Origin of the sequence: Microbacterium testaceum StLB037 (assembly GCF_000202635.1) — a bacterium.
In the GTDB taxonomy this organism is placed as follows: Bacteria; Actinomycetota; Actinomycetes; order Actinomycetales; family Microbacteriaceae; genus Microbacterium; species Microbacterium testaceum_F.
This window is the reverse complement of sequence record NC_015125.1, coordinates 399,783-417,003: the sequence shown is the minus strand read 5'-3', so window position 1 is coordinate 417,003 and position 17,221 is coordinate 399,783. Positions and strand designations below refer to the sequence as shown.

The following is a 17,221-nucleotide window of genomic DNA, read 5'->3' as shown; positions in this document are numbered from 1 at the left end:
TTCTACGTTCGGCATATGACTTCCGCTCCCGAACGGACGTCGGGCAAGGGACTCGCCACCGGGACGCTCGGACTCTGGGGTTCGACCGTCATCGGATTGGCATCCACCGCCCCCGTCTACTCCCTCGTCGCAACCCTCGGCTTCGTCGTCGTCGCGGTCGGTGCGCAGGCACCGATCGCCTTCGTTCTGGCGTTCATCCCGATGCTGTTCATCGCCTTCGCCTACCGCGAGCTGAACAACGAGGTGCCCGACTGCGGCACGACCTTCACGTGGGGCACGAAAGCGTTCGGGCCGTGGGTCGGATGGATGGGCGGCTGGGGTGTCGCCGTGGCCGGCATGGTCGTCCTCGCGAACCTGTCGCAGATCGCCGGAATCTACCTCTGGTCGCTGATCGGCGACGGGTCGCTGGCCGAGAACGTCCCGCTCGTGACCGCCACGGGCGTCGCGTTCATCGCGGCCATGACGTACGTCAGCTACCGGGGCGTCGAGATCGGCGAGCGCATCCAGAACATCCTGCTCGCCGTCCAGTACGTCGTGCTCGCGCTGTTCGTGGTCGTCGCCCTGTGGAAGTTCTTCGACGGGACCGCCCCGAACCCGACACCGTTCGACTTCGCGTGGTTCAACCCGTTCGGCTTCACCGAGTGGAGCGGCTTCACGGAAGCGGTGCTCCTGGCGCTCTTCATCTACTGGGGGTGGGACACCTGCCTCGCGCTGAACGAGGAGACGAAGGACCCGAAGCGCATCCCCGGTCGCGCGGCGCTCCTGACCACCGTGATCCTGCTCGGCACCTACGTCACGGTGACGGTGGCCGCGATGATGTATGCCGGTGTCGGCGAGGACGGGGCGGGCCTGGCGAACGCCTCGAACGCCGACGACGTCTTCCTGGCCATGAAGGACGGCTTGTTCGGTCCGTTCGCGTGGGTCCTGGTCGTGGCCGTGCTCATCTCAGCCGTGTCGTCGACGCAGACCACGATCCTGCCCACTGCCCGTGGCACCCTCGCCATGGCGGCCTACAAAGCCCTGCCCGCCCGCTTCCAGACGGTGCACCCGCGATTCCACACGCCGTCGTTCTCGACCCTCGTCATGGGGATCGTCGCGAGCGTGTACTACGTGGGCATGACGATCATCAGCGACAACATCCTGCAGGATTCCATCCTGTCTCTCGGGCTCGCGATCGCCTTCTACTACGCCCTGACGGGTTATGCGTGCGTCTGGTACTTCCGGCGTGAGCTCTTCACCTCGGGAAAGAACCTGCTCTACCGCGGCATCCTGCCCCTGCTCGGCGCGCTCATGCTCACGTACGCGTTCGTCCAGTCGGCGATCGACATGTACGACGTCGACTACGGCAACTCCGAGTTGCTCGGTATCGGAGGCACGTTCGTGGTGGGGATCGGGGCTCTCGCATTCGGCGTCGTGCTGATGCTCGTCTGGTACCTCGTCCCGGCCTCGAAGCCGTTCTTCCGCGGCGAGAGCCTCAATCGCGACACCGAGGTCCTCGTTCCGGACGAGCCGATCGCCTACCCGCGGTCGGTCGACGGCGGGATCTGAGCGCACTGCGTCACCCGCTCGCGCCGGCGGAGGCCACCTCGTCTGGGTCGGACCCGGCGCAGGGCGCCGTCAGCGAGACGCCTGAGGATCTCAGACGGTGGAACGGATGCCGCCGACCTCGTGGCCGCCACCCGAAACGGTGAGCGGCAGGAGGGCGAGGGTGTCGGCGACGGCGGCGGGGGTCAGGGCTCCGACCCTTTCGAGCAGACGCAGCGCGACGGCGTGGCCGGCGCGGTTGGAGCCGTCGAGCATCTTCAAAGCGACGGTGGTGCCGTCGGGCGCGGTCATGACCTGGACGCCCTCGGCGCCCAGCTTCGAGAACACGCCCAGGCGCTCGATGACGACCGTGTCGGGGCGGCCGGGGCCGTCGATGGTCCAGGGGTGCTCCTTGACCGCGCGGACGAGCGTACCCGCGCTGCGGTGCAGGGCGAAGGGCGAGCGCTCCGAGGAGGTCGCGATGCGCTGGATCGCGCGGGCCAGCCCGATCAGGCTCATGGCGTAGACGGGGGCGCCGCACCCGTCGATCGCGGTGGTCGTCATGCGCTCGCCGACGAGGCGCTCGAGCACCTCGCGGATGTGCACCTGCAGCGGGTGCTGCGGGTCGAGGTAGTCAGCCGTGGACCAGCCGTTCGCGACGCACGTGAGCAGCATCGCCGCGTGCTTGCCCGAGCAGTTCATGCGCAGAGGCGAGGGGGCGCCGTGATCGCGCACGAGCTCGTCGCGCGCGGCGGTGTCGCTCGGCCAGGCGGCGGGGCACCCCAGGTCGTCTTCCGTCAGACCCGCGGACTGCAGGATGCCGCGCGCCGTCTCGACGTGACGCTCGGTGCCGCAGTGGCTCGCCATCGCGATCGCCAGGCGCTCGTCCGCGAGGTCGGCGCCGGCCGAAAGGCACGCCAGAGCCTGCAGCGGTTTCATGCTGGAGCGGGGGAGGAACGACGCGGTCGCCTCGCCGAGGGTGAGCTTCTCGGACCCGTCGGGAGCGAGCACGACGGCGACGCCGTGATGGCGGGATTCGATGAACCCGTTCCGTTCGACGACGGCGAGCTCGACGGAGGCGGGGGGCGTGGCGGGCATCCCTCCATGCTATCTCCGTGGCCCCCTCCGGCCGGGGCGCGGAACACGCTCGCGAGGGACGGAAAGTACCCTCAGGCCCGCGGCGAGGGGCAGACTGGGGGCATGAACGGAGAGCACCACTACCGCCTGCGCTCGACCTGGACCGGAGACCGGGGGAGCGGCACGAGCGGCTACCGCGACTACGACCGTGCGGTGACCCTCGAGGTCGAGGGAAAGCCCGCCATCGCGGCATCCGCCGACAAGCCTTTCCGCGGCGATCCCGCCAAGTGGAACCCGGAGGAGTTGCTGCTCGCCGCCCTGAGCGAGTGCCACCTGCTGTCGTACCTGCACGCCTGCGTGACGACGGGGGTCGTGGTCACCGCGTACGAGGACGACGCGTCGGGCACGATGCAGGAAGACGGCAACAGTGGAGGCGCGTTCACCGAGGTCGTCCTGCGGCCGCGCGTGCGCGTCGCCGACGAGTCGATGGTCGAGGCCGCCCGCGCGGCACACAAGCAGGCGCGCGAGTGGTGCTTCATCGCCAACTCGGTCAACTTCCCCGTGCGGCACGAGCCGGAGATCACGGTCGGCTGAGTCCGCCCCCCTGTGGGGGCGTCGTACAGTGAGCGCATGCAGCTCGAACCGGCCCTCCGCCGCCTCGATCGGATCGCGGGCGGCCGCCAGGCCGACCATCGCGTCGACGTTCCCGATGACCCGAGGGTGCGCCGCGCGTTGCGCGCGATCACGCTTCTTCTCGCGCTCGGGTTCGTGCTGGGTGTCGCCACCGTCGTCATCGCGCTGATCATGACCGCGAACGGAGCCGATGTCGGCTTCGCGGTCTGGATGCGATGCCTCGTCGTGCTCGCGATCACGACGACGCTGTTCTACTTCCTGTGGCGCGCGCGGGCGGGCTGGTACTGGGCGTTCCGACGACTGCAGTTGTTCAGCCGCATCTTCCCGGTCGTGGCGCTGGTGCTCGCGGCGATCCCGGGGCTCTACCCGTTCTGGGTGGTCACCGAGCAGATCCTCTTCGCGATCCTCCTGATCGGCGTCTCGGACTATCTGCAGTCCGACGTGGTTCGCGCGGCGTACCCCAAGCCGCAGCGCTGAGCCATCGGCATCCGGATGCCACCGGGTCGGACGCGTGACGGTGACCGGTCCCTTCGACGGGCTCGGGGACCTGGGGCGTGATGTGAGGGGATGGCTCGCGGGTGGCAAACGGTCCCTTCGACGGGCTCAGGGACCTGGGGCGCGACGTGAGGGACCGGCCGCAGGTGGCTGAGCCTGTCGAAGCCGCAGAACGACGGAACCCCGCCGGCGCGAAGCCGACGGGGTTCCGAGAGGGGGAGTGCTCAGCGCACGTCTTCGTCGACCCAGTCCATGGACTTGGTGACGGCCTTCTTCCAGAGGCGCAGCTCGCGGTCGCGCTCGTCGGAGTCCATGTCGGGCTCCCAGCGCTTGTCCTCCTGCCAGTTGGCGCGGAGGTCGTCGAGGTTGTCCCAGAAACCGACGGCGAGACCGGCGGCGTAGGCGGCACCGAGGGCGGTGGTCTCGGCGACGACCGGGCGCACCACTGGGACGCCGAGGATGTCGGCCTGGAACTGCATCAGAGCGTCGTTGGCGGTCATGCCGCCGTCGACCTTGAGCTCGGTGAGGTCGACGCCCGAGTCGGCGTTGACCGCGTCGAGCACCTCGCGGGTCTGGAAGGCGGTCGCCTCGAGAGCAGCGCGGGCGATGTGTCCCTTGTTGACGTACCGGGTCATGCCGACGATCGCACCACGGGCGTCGGGACGCCAGTAGGGCGCGAACAGGCCCGAGAACGCCGGCACGAAGTACACGCCACCGTTGTCGTCGACGGAGCTCGCCAGGGTCTCCACCTCGGGGGCCGAGGAGATGATGCCGAGCTGGTCGCGCAGCCACTGGATGAGCGAACCGGTCACCGCGATCGAGCCCTCGAGCGCGTACCGGGCGGGCTGGTCGCCGAGCTTGTAGCCGAGGGTCGTCAGCAGGCCGTTCTTCGAGTGGACGATCTCCTCGCCCGTCTGGAAGATGAGGAAGTTACCCGTGCCGTAGGTGTTCTTGCTCTCACCCGGGTCGAAGGCGGCCTGACCGAAGGTCGCCGCCTGCTGGTCGCCCAGGATGCCGGCCACGGGGGTCTCGCGCAGGAGCGACGACGACTCGACGGTGCCGTAGACCTCGGAGGACGAACGGATCTCGGGCATCATCGAACGCGGGACGCCGAAGTCGGCGAGGATGTCGTCGCGCCACTCGAGGGTCTCGAGGTCCATGAAGAGCGTGCGGCTGGCATTCGTGACGTCGGTCGCGTGCACGCCGCCGTCGATGCCGCCGGTGAGGTTCCACAGCACCCAGGTGTCGGTGGTGCCGAAGATCAGGTCGCCGGCTTCCGCCTTCTCGCGGGCGCCGTCGACGTTCTCGAGGATCCAGACGATCTTCGTGCCGGAGAAGTACGTCGCCAGCGGGAGACCGACGATGCTCTTGTAGCGCTCGGTGTCGCCGTCGGCGAGGCGGTCGACGATCGACTGCGTGCGCGTGTCCTGCCACACGATGGCGTTGTAGACGGGCTTTCCGGTGTTCTTGTCCCAGACGACGGCGGTCTCGCGCTGGTTGGTGATGCCGACGGCGGCGATGTCGTGACGGGTGATGTCGGCGCGGCTCAGGGCGAGGCCGATCACCTCCTGGGTGTTGCGCCAGATCTCGAGCGGGTCGTGCTCGACCCACCCCGCGCGGGGGAAGATCTGCTCGTGCTCCTTCTGCCCGACGGCGACGACGCCTCCGGACTTGTCGAAGATCATCGCGCGCGTCGAGGTCGTGCCCTGGTCGATGGCGAGGACGTAGTCGGCCATGGATGGACTCCTTTGTCTTGTGAAGAGTGGGTAGAGGTGAAGCGGGAAGCGGGGGCGGCGCGCGCCGGGTGGAGCGGGACGCCCCCGCGAGGGTGTTACTTGCCGAGGTGCAGGAGCACGGGGGCCAGAAGACCCGCGAGCAGACCGCCGACGAGGGGACCGGCCACCGGGACCCAGGCGTAGCTCCAGTCGCTCGAGCCCTTGCCCTTGATGGGGAGGATGGCGTGGGCGATGCGGGGGCCGAGGTCGCGGGCCGGGTTGATGGCGTAGCCGGTCGGGCCACCGAGGGAGGCACCGATACCGACCACGAGCAGAGCCACGGGCACGGCGGCCAGACCGCCGATACCGCCGGGGACGCCGATGTCGGCGACACCGTAGTCCGCGAAGCCGAAGATCACGAAGACCAGCACGAACGTGGCGATGACCTCGGTGAGGAAGTTGAAGCCGTACGAGCGGATCGCCGGGCCCGTCGAGAAGACACCGAGCTTGGCGGCCGGGTCGGGTTCCTCGTCGAAGTGCTGCTTGTAGGACGCCCAGGTGAGGACGGCACCGATGATCGCACCGACCATCTGCGCCGCGATGGCGACGAGGAACTGGACGAATCCGATCTTGCCGGCGACCAGGAGGCCGATCGACACGGCCGGGTTCAGCTGAGCGCCGGAGTAGGCGGAGACGATGACACCGGCGAAGACCGCGAGGCCCCATCCCCAGTTCACCATCAGGGTGCCGCCGGCGTTGCCCTTGGTCTTCGCCAGGGCCACGTTGGCGACCACGCCACAGCCCAGCAGGATGAGCATCGCGGTGCCGACCACCTCCGAGAGGAAGTACAGCCCCAGATTGACTTCTTGCATGTCGTCATCGACCTTTCTGTTGTCGCCCGTCCATCTTCGGCTCGGGCGTCGTTGCGGCTCGGTGATCCGAACCTATGACCGCCGTGCGGGCGCGCAACAGGTGACGCGCCCGCACGTTCTCTCAGATTGCGGCGACCCCGGCCTCGGCTAGATCGACGCGGTGAGCGGTGAGGAGGATCTCGCGAGTACGCTCGACCTCCTCCTGGACACGGTCGGCGTCCCACCCGAGCGGGCCGGCGACGGCCTCGGCGACCTCGACCAGCGTGCGCTCGGTCATGCCGCCGACGAAGGCGAGGTGCGTCCGGCGCAGAAGCACGTCGATCAGGTGCACGACCTGCTCGTTGCGCGCGATCCACTCGAGTTCCTCGACGTAGTAGCCGGGGGCGTGCTCGATCGGCGTCGGCTCGGCCGGGAGCGCCTCGAGCAGCAGGTCGGCACGCGTGCCGTACCGCGTGAGCAGGGCTTCGACGAGCTCGCGAGAATGAGCATTCGTGCGTGCGGCCACCCAGCGGCGGCGCGCCTCGGGCGTCGCGGGGAAGCCCGCGCCTCCACCGATGGGCAGTCCCTGGGTGCTCACCCGGTGCGGGCGACGCAGCTTCTGCAGCGTCTTCATGCTGAGGTGCTCGGCCAGCGCGCGGAAGGTCGTCCACTTTCCCCCGACCAGGCTCATCGCGGGAACGCCCGCGATCTCGTCCTCGACGATGCGGTAGTCGCGCGAGACGAAGCCGGGGGCGGTGTCGTCGTGCCGGGGGAGGGGACGGATGCCGGAGAAGGTGTAGACGATCTGCGAGCGGTCCACCGCGATGCTCGGGAAGACGTGCCCGACGAGGTCGAAGAAGTAGTCGATCTCGTCGTCGGTGCACACGACCGGCTTGGCGGGGTCTGCGTCGATGTCGGTGGTGCCGACGAGCACGCGGTCCTTCAGCGGGTAGATCAGCACGATGCGGCCGTCGGAGTGCTCGAAGAAGATCTCGCGCCCCCCGGTCGCGGCGAGCAGTTCGGGGTTGTCGAGGACGATGTGCGAGCCCTTGGTGCCGCCCATGAACTGGGTCTTGAGGCCCATCGCGGCGTTGGCGAGGTCGGTCCAGGGGCCGGCCGTGTTCAAGATGACCTTGGCCTTGACCGAGAACTCCTCGCCCGAGACCTCGTCGCGGACGCGGACGCCGTTGGCGTCGGCTCCGACGGCGGAGACGTAGTTGACCGCCTGCGTGCGGCCGGCGCCGGCGACGATGCCGTCGTGGAGCACGTCGAGCGCGATGCGCTCGGGGTCGTGCATCGACGCGTCGAAGTACGTCGCGGTGTAGGCGAGGTCGGGGTTGAGCTTGGGCAGAGCCTGCAGCGACTTCTTCTTCCCGAGGAAGGTGTGGCGGGGAACCGAGCCGCCGTCGCGCGAGAAGGTGTCGTACATGATCAGGCCGACCTTGATCAGCAGGGCGCCGCGCTCGTTGGGCTTGCCGCGACCGTGGGTCACGAGAAGGCGGAACGGAGCCGACAGGATGCCGGAGAACGTCTTGTAGATCGGGATCGTGGTCTCGAGCGGCTTGACGTAGTGCGGAGCGGTCTTGAGCAGGTCGTTGCGCTCGGTCACCGCTTCTTTCACGAGGCGGAACTCGCCGTTCTCGAGGTAGCGGATACCGCCGTGCACCATGTGGCTGGACGCCGACGAGGCGCCGGAGACGAAGTCCCCGCGCTCGACGAGGGCGACGCTCACACCCTGCAGGGACAGATCGCGGAGGGTGGCGAGGCCGTTGATGCCACCGCCGATGATGAGGACGTCGATGTCTTCGGCGTCACGAAGCGCCTGGACATCGGCGCGGAGCGAAGTTGCGGGGGACGACATGTCGACTGCGACCTTTCGTAGTTGGTACGCCGACAGACTGCGCCCGTCTGCACGTTGTTGCAAGCCCCTTGAAAAAACGTGCACAATGAGGTCGGACGGGAGGGCCCATGGTGACCCAGGCAGAAGCCCGCGGGCGGGATGCTCTCCGCGCCGCGCAGCTCTACTACATGCAAGACCTGACGATGGACGCCATCGCCCACGAGATGCGCGTCTCGCGCTCCTCGGTGTCGCGGCTGCTGCAGCACGCGCGCGACGTGGGGCTCGTGACCATCTCCATCAGTCCGCCCGACGACGCCCGCGGGCAAATGGCGCAGCGCATCGCCGATCGCTTCGGCATCGCGGCGCACGTCGTGCCGACGCCCGCGCGCACCACCGAGGCCGACCGGCTCGAGCGGACGGCGCTGACCGCCGCGCGCATCCTCACCGAGCGCGTCGAATCGTCCATGACGGTGGGCATCGCCTGGGGCTCGACCCTCTCCGCGATCGCCCGACACGTCCCGGCGAAGGACGTGCACGACACCCACATCGTGCAGATGAACGGTGCCGCCAACGTGCGCACGAGTGGCATCCCGTACGCCGGGGAGATCCTGTCGCGTTTCGGCACGGCCTGGTCGTCGTCCGTGCACCAATTCCCGGTTCCCGCGCTCTTCGACGATCCGCAGACGAAGCGTGCGATGTGGCGCGAGCGCTCGGTGCGTTCCGTCCTGGAGATCCAGGATCGCGTCGGGCTCTTCGTCTTCGGTCTGGGGTCGCCGCAGGCCGACGTCCCGTCCCACGTCTACAGCAGCGACTACTTCGACGTCCGTGACCGGGCGGTGATCGAGCGGGAGGGGGTGGTCGGCGACTGCGCCACCGTGTTCTACCGCGTCGACGGGTCGAGCGACATCCCGGAGCTGAACGCCCGCTCGAGCGGTCCCGACCTCGACACCGTCCGGCGCATCCCGCGCCGCTTCTGCGTCGTCTCGAGCCTGTCGAAGCTCGACGCCCTGCGCGGCGCGCTCGCCGCCGGCCTGGTCACCGAGCTCGTCGTGGAAGAGGCTCTCGCCCGCCGCCTGCTGAGCGTCACGCGCTGACGGGCGTCAGCGTTCGCCGAAGCCGTCCTCGATCAGCGCCCGCAGCTCGGTCAGCGCGGCCGGCGCCTCGGGTCCACTCGCGCTGACGCGCACGCGCGAGCCTTGGCGGATGCCGAGCGCCATGAGCGCCAAGAGGCTGCGACCCGAGATCTCCTCGGACCCCGCGTCGAGGTCGGCGATGCGCACGTCCGCGTCGTAGCGCGACGCCGTCTTGACGAAGGTGGCGGCGGGTCGCGCGTGCAGGCCCGACGGATTGGTGACGACCGCCTCGAACGAGGCTTCGGCCGCGGCCTCCCCGGTACCGGATGCCGAGACCCCGGCGCCGTCGTCCTCGCCGAGCTGCCGCCGCTTCGCGTCTCCGGCCGTAGCGCACTCCGCCGCGACCGCGGCGAGGTCGGCACCACCGGCCGCGGTGACCACCGCGGCGACGAGTCCCTCGACGAACGGCGCGGGGCTCAGCCGGACGCGGTCGGGCTCGGCGACGAACTCCAGCGCCGTCTCCGCACTCAGGATCGCGGAGCCGAGATCCATCAGGACGAGCACACCGTCGCCGCTGTCGGCCTCGTCGATCGCGGCGGCGATGGCGACGGCATCCGTGCCGAGGTCGCCATCCGGCCCCCCGGCGGCGACGCGCACCGTGGGCGGATTCTCACCGCCCATCTGCAGGGCCAGCTCGACGGCGGCGTCGGCGAGGGCGCGCGAGTGCGAGACCGCGACGAGACCGATCACGCGGCGTCCGCCAGCGCGTCGCGGAGCGCTTCGAGCAGGAGCGTCGCCGAGGCGGCGCCCGGGTCGAGGTGGCCGGCGCTGCGCTCACCGAGGTAGCTCGCGCGACCCTTGCGCGCGACGAGCGGCTCGGTGGCGTCCCGGCCGCGGGCGGCGGCGTCGGCGGCGGCCCGCGCGGCTCCGGCGGCGTCGGCGCCCTCGGTCACGGCCGCGTCCCATGCGTCGAGCGCGGGAGACAGGGCGTCGATCATCGTCTTGTCGCCGAGCTCCGCCTTGCCGCGGGCGACGACTCCCTCCACGCCCGCGCGGAGCGCCGCGCCCAGGGCCGTGGCATCCACCTCGTCCGACGAGAGTGCGGGTCCCATACGGAGGAAGAGCGTGCCGTAGAGCGGACCGCTCGCCCCGCCCACAGAGGAGACGAGCGTCATGCCGACGGTCTTGAACAGGTCGCCGGCGTTCGCCGGAGCGGAATCGAGCTTGGCGACCACGGCATCCAGGCCCCGCGCCATGTTCGAACCGTGGTCGGCGTCGCCGATCTCCGAGTCCAGGCGCGTGAGTTCGTCTTTGTGCTGGTGCACGGCGTCGCGGAATGCGCGGATCCAGGCGACGAGATCGCCGGTCGAGACGGTGCCGCTCATGCGCCCCACCGCAGGCCTGGGGTCACGACCGGCGCGTCCCACAGACGCAGCATCTCGTCGTCGGCCTTCACCACCGTGAGCGATGCCCCGGCCATGTCGAGGCTCGTGATGTAGTCGCCGATGAGCACGCGCTGCACGTCGACGCCCGCATCGGCCAGCAGGGGAGCGATCTCGCCGTAGAGCAGGTACTGCTCGATGAGCGGCGTGCCGCCGAGCCCCGACAGGAGCACGATGGCCGGCCCCACCGGATCGCCGAAGTCGTGGACGATCGGGTCGACCATGAGCTTCGCGATCTCGTGAGCGGATGCCAGTTTCACGCGCGAGCGGCCGGGCTCGCCGTGGATGCCGACACCGACCTCCATCTCATCGTCGGGCAGCTCGAAGGTGGGGCGTCCCGCGGCGGGAACGGTGCAACTCGTGAGCGCGACCCCCATCGAACGCCCGGCCGCGGACACGCGACGCGCGAGCTCGGCGACGGTCGCGAGGTCGGCGCCTTCCTCGGCCGATGCGCCCACGATCTTCTCCAGCACCACCGTGGTGCCCGTGCCGCGGCGCCCCGCCGTCCACGTGGAATCCTGCACGGCGACGTCGTCGGCCACCACGACCGATTCGACCTGGACGCCCTCGGCGGCGGCGAGCTCTGCCGCCATCTCGAAGTTCAGCACGTCGCCGGTGTAGTTCTTCACGATGTGGAGGACGCCCGCCCCCGAGTCGACCGCCTGGGTCGCGGCGAGCACCTGGTCGGGCGTCGGGGAGGTGAAGACCTCGCCCGCGGCGGCCGCGTCGAGCATGCCGCGTCCGACGAAGCCGCCGTGGAGCGGCTCGTGGCCGGAGCCGCCACCCGACACCAGCGCGACCTTGCCCGCGCGGGTCGGCTCCGCACGCAGGATCACGCGGTTCTCCGCGTCGACACGAAGCTGCGGATAAGCGGCTTGGATGCCTCGAAGGGCCTCGGCCAGCACGTCGGCCGGGTCGTTCACGAACTTCTTCACGGTGCCTCCTCGTCGTGGCGGTGACGGTTCGGGCCGTCACTCCTGACCCTGCTCGCCACGCGTCTCCGCGTCAAGGAGGAGAAGGCTCAGAGCCGCTCGTGCGGGAGGACCTGCTTGATGCGCTCGAGGGGGTTCTGTGCCGGAGCCTCGTTGTAGGCGTTCGCGAGCTCCTGCTCGCTGAGCGCGTGGATGGCGGCCATGATCTCGTCGGTCGCTCCGCGGCGCGCCCGGCCCGAGGTGGCGGGGCCGTGGGGGGAGAGGTCGAGGGGTTCGCCGAAGCGGACCGTGATGCGTTCTTTCGTCGTGGGGATCTTCGCCCCGACCGGCATGACCTTGTCGGTTCCGATGAGGCCCACCGGAACGACCGGGGCGCCGGTCTGCAGGGCGAGGAAGGCGACGCCGGTGCGGCCCTTGTAGAGGCGGCCGTCGAGGGAACGCGTCCCCTCCGGGTAGAGGGCGACCGCGCGGCCGTCCTCGAGGAGGGCGCGCTGCTGGTCGAGGGCGTCGAGGGCCTTCTGCCCGGCTCCGCGTTCGACGGGGATCGCGCCGATCGCGGTGAAGAACTGCCGCGAGGCCCACTTCTCGAAGTACGCCGACTTCGCCATGAAGTGCACCGGGCGCGGTGCCGCGACCGGGATCGCGATGGAGTCGATGAACGACAGATGATTGCTCGCGAAGATCACCGGGCCGGTACGCGGCACGTTCTCTCGCCCCTCGACGCGCGGGCGATAGACGGCGCGGGCGAGCGGGGCGATGAGCGAGCGTCCGAGGACGTACGTCGCACCCATCTGCTGCGGGACGGCGGCGGGTGTCTCGGCGGGCACGTCGGAACTCACCCGTCGAGATTACTCGCCGCCGCATGCCCGGTCGTGCATGGGGACTCCCAGCCGCGCCTAAGACGGATGCGCGAAGATGGGGGTTCCCCGTCTTCTCTCGAGAGGTTCTCCGTGCGCTTCCGCCCGATCGCTTCCCTGTCCGTCGCCGCCGTCGCGGTGCTGCTGCTGGCCGGGTGCGCCGGTTCGTCCGACGACAGCCAGACGCCGGACGCCAGTGCGAGCCCCGACGCGGGGCAGTGCCAGACGCCGTTCACGGGCGATGTTCCCGCCGGCCTCGAGGTGTCGGGCGACTTCCAGGGGGCGGTGACGGTCACCCGTCCCGACGGATACGCGCCGACCGCGATCCAGCGCAGCACCCTGATCCAGGGCACCGGCGACGAGGTGAAGGCCGGCGACCTCGTCAAGGCGAACTACACCGTGATCGACGCCTCGACCGGTGCGGTCGCGCTCGACTCGCTCAAGAGCGACCCCTCGGGCATGGACATGATCGTCAACGCGCAGCAGATCTTCGGAGCTGCGGTCTCGTGCGTCCCCATCGGGTCGCGCACCGTGTCGACCTTCCCCGCGGGAACGCTGGGCGAGGGCTCGCCCGCCTACATCCTCGTGGCCGACTCCATCTCCGAGCTGCCGACGCGGGCCGAGGGCACCGAGGTCGCCCCCGTCGAGGGAATGCCGACCGTGACCTTCGCCGACAACGGCGCACCGACCATCACCGTACCCAGCACGCCGGCACCCACCGAGACGCGCATCGAGAACCTCCGCCAGGGGACGGGCGATGTCGTGAACCCCGGCGACACCGTGATCGTGCAGTACACCGGCGTCCTCTACGACGGCGGCACCGTGTTCGACTCGAGCTGGGACAAGGGCGCGCCGACGCAGTTCGCGACGACCGACGTCGTTCCGGGCTTCAAGCAGGCGCTCGAAGGACAGACGGTCGGTTCGCAGGTCGTCGCGGTCATCCCTCCCGCCGACGGCTACGGCGACCAGGCCAAGGGCTCCATCCCGGCCGGGTCGACGCTGGTCTTCGTCGTCGACATCCTCGGCGTCCAGCACGCGACTCCCACCGCTCAGTAGGCTGACGGGATGCGCCGCGTCCTCCTCCTCGGTTCCACCGGCTCGATCGGCACGCAGGCGCTCGACGTCATCCGCGCGAACGCGGATCGCTTCGAGGTCGTCGGCCTCGCCGCCGGCTCCGATCGTGCCGGGGTCGAGGCGCAGGCGCGCGAGTTCGGCGTCGAGCACGTCGCCCTCGGCGCGGTCGAGGCCGAACAGCTCGTCCGCGACGTCGAGGCCGACGTGGTCGTCAACGGCATCACCGGCTCGGTCGGGCTCGGCCCCACGATCGCCGCGCTCGAGACGGGGCGGACCCTCGCGCTGGCCAACAAGGAGTCGCTGATCGTCGGTGGCGACCTCGTCACCGCGCTCGCCGCCCCCGGCCAGATCGTGCCGGTCGACTCCGAGCACTCCGCGATCGCGCAGGCGCTGCGCTCCGGAGAGGCGCACGAAGTGCGCCGGCTGGTGCTCACGGCATCCGGAGGCCCGTTCCGGGGACGCTCGCGGGAACAGCTGCGGAGCGTCACGCCCGCCGAGGCGCTTGCGCACCCCACGTGGGACATGGGGCGGGTCGTGACGACGAACTCCGCGACGCTGGTCAACAAGGGCCTCGAGGTCATCGAGGCGCACCTGCTGTTCGACGTGCCGTACGACCGCATCGACGTCACGGTGCACCCGCAGTCGATCGTGCACTCGATGGTCGAGTTCATCGACGGGTCGACGATCGCGCAGGCGTCACCGCCCGACATGCGCCTGCCGATCTCTCTCGGTCTCGACTGGCCCCGCCGTGTCTCCGGTGTCGGCGCGCCGCTGGACTGGACGACCGCGAGCCACTGGACCTTCGAGCCGCTCGATGAGAAGGCCTTCGGGGCCGTCGCACTCGCGAAGAAGGTCGGGCGCGCGGGAGCGACTTACCCCGCCGTCTTCAACGCCGCGAACGAGCAGGCCGTCGACGCGTTCCACGAGGGGCGACTGAGCTTCCTCGGCATCCTCGAGGTCGTCGAGGCGGTCGTCGACCGCCACGACGCGCCCGGAACACTCACCCGAGAATCACTCGCCGAGGCCGAGGACTGGGCACGTCGGACCGCGGATGCCGTGATCGTCGCGCGCTGACCGCTTGCATCTCCCCCCGGGGGAGCAGCGAGGCTGGAAGCATGTTGCACATCGGAGAGTTCTCAGCCCTGACCGGCTTGACGGTCAAAGCCCTGCGTCATTACGACGAGCAGGGTCTGCTCGGACCCGCGCGGGTCGATGAAACGAGCGGGCACCGGTTCTATGCGCCGCGCCAGATCCGCGACGCCCTGACGATCCTCGCCCTGCGCGAGGCGGACGTCCCCCTGCCCCTGATCGCGCGCGTCCTCGGCTCGCCGGGGGACGTCGGTGCCCTGGAGGAGCAGCGCGACCGCGTGCTGCGGGAACGGCGACGGCACGACGCCGCGTTCGACGCGGTTCTGCAGGCGTTCGACGCCCCGGCGGGCGAGATCGTCCTCGCGCGGAGGGAGGAGCCGGAGCAGGCGTTCCTCGGGTACCCGCTCGCTGCGGATCCGCACGCGGGGGTGGCAGAGGACGGCGACACGCGCGAGGGCGATACCCGGAGCGAGGATGCCCGGGACGACGACGCATCCGACCCCTTCGCGCGAGCGGGCGTCGACGTCAGCGACTCGCACTGGGTCAGCACGAGGGTCCGCGATCAGGAGACGCACGACGTCACCCTGTGCTGGCCTGTGCCGGAAGCCGCGGCCCCGGACGACCTCCCCGGGTTCATCTCGGGGGTGCTCCCCGCCCGAACGGAGCTCTTCGTGACGCGCGGAACGGATGCCGCCGGGCTCCAGGACCTGGGATGGTACGCCGAGGCGCTGACGCGGCTCGTCGAGGCGCTCGCCGCTGAGCAGCGTCCGCATCGCGACGGGTTCCTGATGCGCTACCAGGTGAGCCCGACCGGAGCGGACTCCTGGGACATCGATCTGTCCGTCGTCCTCTGAGCCCGAGCGGCTCCGCGCGCCCGGTCAGGCGGGGAAGTCCACCGGGCGCTCGGGGTCGGACGACGGCGTGCTGTCGTCCGGGTACGGCACGGGCCACTGCGGCTCGGGCACGGCCCACCCCGCCGCGCGCAGCGCCCGCCGGGACAGCTCGCGCGCGGAGTAGGGCGTGCGCACCCCGCGGATGTCACGGTAGTCCTGGTGCCCGGGCCCGGCCCAGAGGATCGCGTCGCCCTCGCCGACGAGCTTCACGGCCTCGAGGATCGCGCGCTCGGGCGGAGTGAACTCGAGGATCTCGGCGTCGGGCCGTGCACGGCGTGCGCCCTCGACGAGCACCGCGCGGATGGCATCCGGATCCTCGTGGCGGGGGTGGTGGTCGGTCACGACGAGGATGTCGCTGCCGAGGACGGCGGTGCGTCCCATGTCGTGGCGCTTGGTGGCGTCGCGGTCGCCGTCGGCCCCGAAGAGCATGACGACCTTGCCGGGGGTCACGCGTCGAACGGCGGCCAGGGTCTTCTCGAACGCGTCGGGGGAGTGGCCGAAGTCGACGTAGACCGCCGGGCCCTCGGGGCCGGAGACGAGCTGCGTGCGCCCCGGGAGGGAGGCGTCGATGCGGCCGCCGTCGAGGGCGTCGACGAGGCGTTCCCACGCGTATCCGGTCTCGAGCAGCATCACGATCGCGAGGCCGGCGTTGGCGGCCATGTGCCGACCGATCACCGGGACGACGGTGGTGAGAGCCCGACCGTCGCGCGCGCGCAGGGTGAACTCGGTGCCCTCCTGGCGCTCGTCGACGATGTCGACCGTCCAGTCGGCGTCGGCGGAGGGGTCCTCGGCGATCGCGGGGGTGACGATCGTGACCACGGGGATCTCGGCGCGGGCCACGATCTCGGCACCCGACGCCGAGTCGAGGCACACGACCCCGCGGCGCGCGCGGTCGGCACGGAAGAGGGGGAGCTTCGCCTCGAAGTACTCGCGCATGTCGGCGTAGTCGTCGAGGTGGTCGTGGGTGAGGTTGGTGAAGCCGGCCACGTCGAAGACGAGACCGTCGACGCGGTGACGGGTGAGCGCCTGCGCGCTCACCTCGACCGCCACGGCCTCGACCCCGCGTTCGCGCATGAGCGCGAGAAGGGCGTGGAACTCGGATGCCTCGGGGGTGGTGAGCCGCGAGACGATGACCTCTCCGGCGATGTGGCGCTCCGCCGTCGACGACAGGCCCGTGACGACGCCCAGCTGCCCGAGGATCCCCTCGAGCAGGTGCGACACGCTCGTCTTGCCGTTCGTGCCGGTCGTGGCCAGCAGCTGAGGGATGTCGTCGTCCGGGCCGGTGCCGTACACCCACGCGGACAGGTCGCCCAGAAGCGCGCGCGGATCCTCCACGATCACGATCGGAAGACCCGTGGATGCCGCGATCTCGGCGCCCTCGGCGTCGGTGATGACGGCGACGGCCCCGCGTTCGGCGGCCGTCGCGGCGAACTCCGCCCCGTGTCGGTTCACGCCGCGGATCGCGACGAAAGCCTCTCCCGCGCGGAGGTCGGCGGTCGCGAGCGTGATGCCCGTGAGGGTCGTGCCCTCGACCTCCCCGACGCTGCGGACGCCGAATCGGCGGGCGAGCTCGGCGAGGTCGCGCTGGGGCGGACGCTCGGGCCGGAGCACGGGCGGGAGGTTCGGGGTGGCGTCGGTCGGCATCCTGTCCATTGTCTCATCCGGTGTCGCACAGACAGGGCATCGCCGCCGCACGGGCGCTTCAAAGGGCGGCGGCGGTATCGTC

Annotated in this window: 16 protein-coding genes; 7 read left to right on the top strand and 9 right to left on the bottom strand. The window is 70.4% G+C overall.

The annotated features are described in order from the left end of the window. Positions 1–15: 15 nt before the first annotated feature. Complete coding sequence (locus tag MTES_RS01975) at positions 16–1,548, top strand: APC family permease (RefSeq protein ID WP_013583496.1); 1,533 nt, start codon at positions 16–18, stop codon at positions 1,546–1,548. A gap of 90 nt (positions 1,549–1,638) precedes the next feature. Here the strand turns inward: MTES_RS01975 and MTES_RS01970 are convergent, their stop codons facing one another. After that, positions 1,639–2,622 carry an asparaginase gene (locus tag MTES_RS01970; protein WP_013583495.1) on the bottom strand — a complete coding sequence of 328 codons (984 nt, stop codon included), beginning with the start codon at positions 2,620–2,622 and terminating at the stop codon, positions 1,639–1,641. A gap of 102 nt (positions 2,623–2,724) precedes the next feature. Here MTES_RS01970 and MTES_RS01965 point away from each other — a divergent pair, with 102 nt between their 5' ends. Both MTES_RS01965 and MTES_RS01960 read left to right on the top strand, forming a co-directional pair. Beyond that, complete coding sequence (locus MTES_RS01965) at positions 2,725–3,195, top strand: OsmC family protein (RefSeq protein ID WP_013583494.1); 471 nt, start codon at positions 2,725–2,727, stop codon at positions 3,193–3,195. A 36-nt stretch (positions 3,196–3,231) separates the two neighbouring features. Beyond that, positions 3,232–3,711, top strand: coding sequence for a hypothetical protein (locus MTES_RS01960; protein ID WP_043361888.1), 480 nt, complete (start codon positions 3,232–3,234; stop codon positions 3,709–3,711). Positions 3,712–3,953: 242 nt separating this feature from the next. On the opposite strand, the gene glpK is transcribed toward MTES_RS01960, so the two are convergent. From glpK to MTES_RS01945, 3 genes are all read right to left on the bottom strand, one after another. Then, the gene (gene glpK, locus MTES_RS01955) at positions 3,954–5,465 is read right to left on the bottom strand and encodes a glycerol kinase GlpK (protein WP_013583492.1); all 1,512 of its coding nucleotides are present in this window, start codon (positions 5,463–5,465) and stop codon (positions 3,954–3,956) included. A gap of 95 nt (positions 5,466–5,560) precedes the next feature. Next, positions 5,561–6,316, bottom strand: a complete 756-nt coding sequence (locus MTES_RS01950) for an MIP/aquaporin family protein (RefSeq protein WP_013583491.1) — start codon at positions 6,314–6,316, stop codon at positions 5,561–5,563. A 121-nt stretch (positions 6,317–6,437) separates the two neighbouring features. Further along, complete coding sequence (locus MTES_RS01945) at positions 6,438–8,156, bottom strand: glycerol-3-phosphate dehydrogenase/oxidase (protein ID WP_013583490.1); 1,719 nt, start codon at positions 8,154–8,156, stop codon at positions 6,438–6,440. A gap of 107 nt (positions 8,157–8,263) precedes the next feature. Between MTES_RS01945 and MTES_RS01940 the strand changes: the two genes are divergently transcribed. Next, positions 8,264–9,229, top strand: coding sequence for a sugar-binding transcriptional regulator (locus MTES_RS01940; RefSeq protein ID WP_013583489.1), 966 nt, complete (start codon positions 8,264–8,266; stop codon positions 9,227–9,229). A gap of 6 nt (positions 9,230–9,235) precedes the next feature. On the opposite strand, the gene dhaM is transcribed toward MTES_RS01940, so the two are convergent. The 4 genes from dhaM to MTES_RS01920 all read right to left on the bottom strand — a co-directional run bounded on the left by dhaM (position 9,236) and on the right by MTES_RS01920 (position 12,373). After that, entirely contained in the window at positions 9,236–9,958 is a 723-nt protein-coding gene (gene dhaM / locus MTES_RS01935; RefSeq protein WP_013583488.1) for a dihydroxyacetone kinase phosphoryl donor subunit DhaM, read from the bottom strand. Then, a complete protein-coding gene (gene dhaL, locus MTES_RS01930; protein ID WP_013583487.1) occupies positions 9,955–10,593 on the bottom strand; it encodes a dihydroxyacetone kinase subunit DhaL in 639 nt (212 codons plus the stop codon). Before dhaL ends, dhaM begins: the two co-directional genes overlap by 4 nt. Further along, positions 10,590–11,585, bottom strand: coding sequence for a dihydroxyacetone kinase subunit DhaK (gene dhaK, locus MTES_RS01925; RefSeq protein WP_013583486.1), 996 nt, complete (start codon positions 11,583–11,585; stop codon positions 10,590–10,592). Before dhaK ends, dhaL begins: the two co-directional genes overlap by 4 nt. Before the next feature lie 86 nt (positions 11,586–11,671). Further along, positions 11,672–12,373, bottom strand: a complete 702-nt coding sequence (locus tag MTES_RS01920) for a lysophospholipid acyltransferase family protein (RefSeq protein WP_080575471.1) — start codon at positions 12,371–12,373, stop codon at positions 11,672–11,674. 159 nt (positions 12,374–12,532) lie between these two features. On the opposite strand from MTES_RS01920, the gene MTES_RS01915 reads away from it, so the two are divergent. From MTES_RS01915 to MTES_RS18300, 3 genes are read left to right on the top strand one after another with little or no spacing between them, the layout of a single operon-like run. Beyond that, entirely contained in the window at positions 12,533–13,495 is a 963-nt protein-coding gene (locus tag MTES_RS01915) for an FKBP-type peptidyl-prolyl cis-trans isomerase (RefSeq protein WP_013583484.1), read from the top strand. Between the two features lie 9 nt (positions 13,496–13,504). Next, positions 13,505–14,587 carry a 1-deoxy-D-xylulose-5-phosphate reductoisomerase gene (dxr, locus tag MTES_RS01910; protein ID WP_013583483.1) on the top strand — a complete coding sequence of 361 codons (1,083 nt, stop codon included), beginning with the start codon at positions 13,505–13,507 and terminating at the stop codon, positions 14,585–14,587. Positions 14,588–14,628: 41 nt separating this feature from the next. After that, positions 14,629–15,456 carry a MerR family transcriptional regulator gene (locus MTES_RS18300; protein WP_013583482.1) on the top strand — a complete coding sequence of 276 codons (828 nt, stop codon included), beginning with the start codon at positions 14,629–14,631 and terminating at the stop codon, positions 15,454–15,456. A gap of 24 nt (positions 15,457–15,480) precedes the next feature. On the opposite strand, the gene MTES_RS01900 is transcribed toward MTES_RS18300, so the two are convergent. Then, a complete protein-coding gene (locus MTES_RS01900) occupies positions 15,481–17,139 on the bottom strand; it encodes a Mur ligase family protein (RefSeq protein ID WP_013583481.1) in 1,659 nt (552 codons plus the stop codon). Between the last annotated feature and the right edge of the window lie 82 nt (positions 17,140–17,221).

Coding starts and splice junctions, on each gene's coding strand:
- MTES_RS01975 (WP_013583496.1), top strand. CDS start 16: ATGACTTCCGCTCCCGAACGGACGTCGGGCAAGGGACTCGCCACCGGG.
- MTES_RS01970 (WP_013583495.1), bottom strand. CDS start 2,622: ATGCCCGCCACGCCCCCCGCCTCCGTCGAGCTCGCCGTCGTCGAACGG.
- MTES_RS01965 (WP_013583494.1), top strand. CDS start 2,725: ATGAACGGAGAGCACCACTACCGCCTGCGCTCGACCTGGACCGGAGAC.
- MTES_RS01960 (WP_043361888.1), top strand. CDS start 3,232: ATGCAGCTCGAACCGGCCCTCCGCCGCCTCGATCGGATCGCGGGCGGC.
- glpK (WP_013583492.1), bottom strand. CDS start 5,465: ATGGCCGACTACGTCCTCGCCATCGACCAGGGCACGACCTCGACGCGC.
- MTES_RS01950 (WP_013583491.1), bottom strand. CDS start 6,316: ATGCAAGAAGTCAATCTGGGGCTGTACTTCCTCTCGGAGGTGGTCGGC.
- MTES_RS01945 (WP_013583490.1), bottom strand. CDS start 8,156: ATGTCGTCCCCCGCAACTTCGCTCCGCGCCGATGTCCAGGCGCTTCGT.
- MTES_RS01940 (WP_013583489.1), top strand. CDS start 8,264: ATGGTGACCCAGGCAGAAGCCCGCGGGCGGGATGCTCTCCGCGCCGCG.
- dhaL (WP_013583487.1), bottom strand. CDS start 10,593: ATGAGCGGCACCGTCTCGACCGGCGATCTCGTCGCCTGGATCCGCGCA.
- MTES_RS01920 (WP_080575471.1), bottom strand. CDS start 12,373: ATGGGTGCGACGTACGTCCTCGGACGCTCGCTCATCGCCCCGCTCGCC.
- dxr (WP_013583483.1), top strand. CDS start 13,505: ATGCGCCGCGTCCTCCTCCTCGGTTCCACCGGCTCGATCGGCACGCAG.
- MTES_RS18300 (WP_013583482.1), top strand. CDS start 14,629: ATGTTGCACATCGGAGAGTTCTCAGCCCTGACCGGCTTGACGGTCAAA.
- MTES_RS01900 (WP_013583481.1), bottom strand. CDS start 17,139: ATGCCGACCGACGCCACCCCGAACCTCCCGCCCGTGCTCCGGCCCGAG.